This window comes from Enterococcus florum (genome assembly GCF_004309355.1).
Lineage (GTDB): Bacteria > Bacillota > Bacilli > Lactobacillales > Enterococcaceae > Enterococcus_A > Enterococcus_A florum.
Window position 1 is genome coordinate 1 of record NZ_BJCC01000053.1, and the last position, 2217, is coordinate 2217.

General features: G+C 40.6%; 2 protein-coding genes. Both read right to left on the bottom strand.

Annotated elements, in window-relative coordinates; genetic code table 11:
- Window positions 1–160: 160 nt before the first annotated feature.
- On the bottom strand, window positions 161–1069 hold the full coding sequence (locus NRIC_RS18965) for an L-lactate dehydrogenase (protein WP_146624290.1): 909 nt from the start codon (window positions 1067–1069) through the stop codon (window positions 161–163).
- Between the two features lie 157 nt (window positions 1070–1226).
- Window positions 1227–1670, bottom strand: a complete 444-nt coding sequence (gene nrdI / locus NRIC_RS18970; protein WP_146624291.1) for a class Ib ribonucleoside-diphosphate reductase assembly flavoprotein NrdI — start codon at window positions 1668–1670, stop codon at window positions 1227–1229.
- Between the last annotated feature and the right edge of the window lie 547 nt (window positions 1671–2217).

Below are 2217 nucleotides of genomic sequence, written 5' to 3' on the forward strand. Positions count from 1 at the left end.
ATTGTAGTGAAGGGTTTCCCTTTGTGAGAGTAGGACGTCGCCACGCAACCTAGCCATTCATTTTATATGAATGGTTTTTTTGTGTTTAGAATAAGGCAAATGGAGACCAATAGAAACGACGGCTGCTTTTAAGGCAACCGTCGTCTCATATTTATCATGGCTAGTTAGCTGTGCTGTGCATGTATTTGATCGTGTCAATCGTTTTCTTCCACTTTTGTTGTTCGCTTTCAGTGAGCTCTAATTGAAAATCTTTCACGATGCCGTCGCAGGAAACCTGAGCGGGATGTCCAACGTAGCATTGTGCTGCAGTATCAAATGAACTGACTGGAAGAATCCGCTGATTGTTGTTCAGTACTGCTTCAACGACTAACGCGCCTTGATTGGCAATTCCAAAGGAGGTATACCCTTTTCCTTTCATGGTGATCCAGCCGCCGTCACGAGCCACTGACTCCAAATCATCTAATTCCTTTTCGGACAGCATCTCAGTAATTGGAATCCCGCCGATTCGAACAGAGGACCATGCGACAAATTGGGAATCCCCGTGTTCACCTAAAACATATCCCTCTACTGAGGATGGGTGAACGTTGAACTTTTCGCTCACTGCGTGTTTCATGCGGGCACTGTCTAAGGTCGTGCCAGTTCCAAAAACACGTTCTTTCGGAAAACCAGTAAGTTCTTGTAAACGCTGAGTGACCGCATCACAAGGATTCGTAATATTGACTAAAATACCCTTGAAACCGGATGCTTTAATCTTCGGAGCCCACTCTTTCACAATGCCGTTCGTCAATTCCAGTTCAGCAAAGCGATCCGCGTTGTTTCTGAAGATAGAGATGTCTCCCGCTGAAAAAACAATAACATCTGTATCGGCTAATTCTTCGATCGTTGGCTTGATCAACTTCACATAATTGTCTCGATCGACTTGTCCATCAAATAGATCATTGTATTCGGAGAGCAGCTGCTCCTCTTTTGTATCAAAAAGGATTAGCTCATCGACGATATTTCTCGAAATTAACGTATAGGCGAGTGTACTTCCCACGTGACCTACACCGATTATTGCAACTTTTTTCACACATTTCGCTCCTTCGTACTATGGATTGATTCATCAGTAAAACTCAAGATGAATCGAAGCTGTTCTTACCCCAGGAAAAGTCTGCTGCAGTAAAAAACGTCTTGATAAAAGAATGCCTTTTGCATGAATAAAAGTCAAGAGAATAATGATAAAATGATTAGATTAAATCGTTTATTCGCTGATAAATTCGTTTTAGATCGCTGTCCGTTCCCCGAAGTTCAAAATCAGCTAAAAATGGAATATGAAAAGCTTCACTGTACTGCTTTGCCGTCAAACAATATTGATAGTTGAAGTTTTTATTTCCGCTGCCGATCACGCCTAGACAGTGGCGATAATTGTCCTCATATTCGAGATATTCCCTCATAGTTTCGGTCAAAATTTCCACGTCTCCGTTATCTATTCCATTGCCACCCTCTAAATAGGTGGGCACAAAGGTCACGAATGGTTCCGTTTCCTTCTCAAATAAAGTGTTGTCTGAAATTTCCTTTGTCAGAAATATAGGTCTTGCGGCATCTGCTTGATGTTGTTCTTCTGAATAAGCAGCCAATCGTTCAACAAACGATTTTGTATTGCCGGAAATCGATATATACAATAGGTTCATCATGATCCCTCCTCTAGAAATAGTAACATAAAACAGTAAAAAGAATAGGTAAAAGAATTGGATTTTTGATGTGTAAACGCTTGCAAAAAAAGCTGGATTATGGTATAAAATAGGTGTAAGGGTTAGTAATCCCTCCGTTGCAAAGCTTTATGAAGCAACAGGAAATGAAGAGAAATTTTCATTTCGGATTAAATGCCGGATGGCAGAAAGGAAGTAGGGATTTTTGTTAACTCCTTACCAATTGAATCAGGCCTAGCAAGCAAGAGGAATGTGGACAAAGAAGAACCATCGACCCATCAACCTCGCTTTAATGGTGAACTTAGACAGTGAATTTAGTAAAGTGAAGAATCGTCTAAGTCAAGAAGAGTGTGAAGTTCCAAGGCTACACAGGAATGAAAAAAACACAACCATTAAACTTGCTGGCCTTTTTCTGTGCTCAAAAAACATGATGACCGTTCTAGTTAGTAAAAATATTTTCTTTGAAGCAAGCTAAAAGAGGCTGTGACATAAGTCTCTAAATAAAAAGCCAGTGAAATGACGAGAATTC

Bases quoted from the DNA above. Each gene is read 5' to 3' on its own strand.
- nrdI (WP_146624291.1), bottom strand. From the start codon at position 1,670: ATGAACCTATTGTATATATCGATTTCCGGCAATACAAAATCGTTTGTT.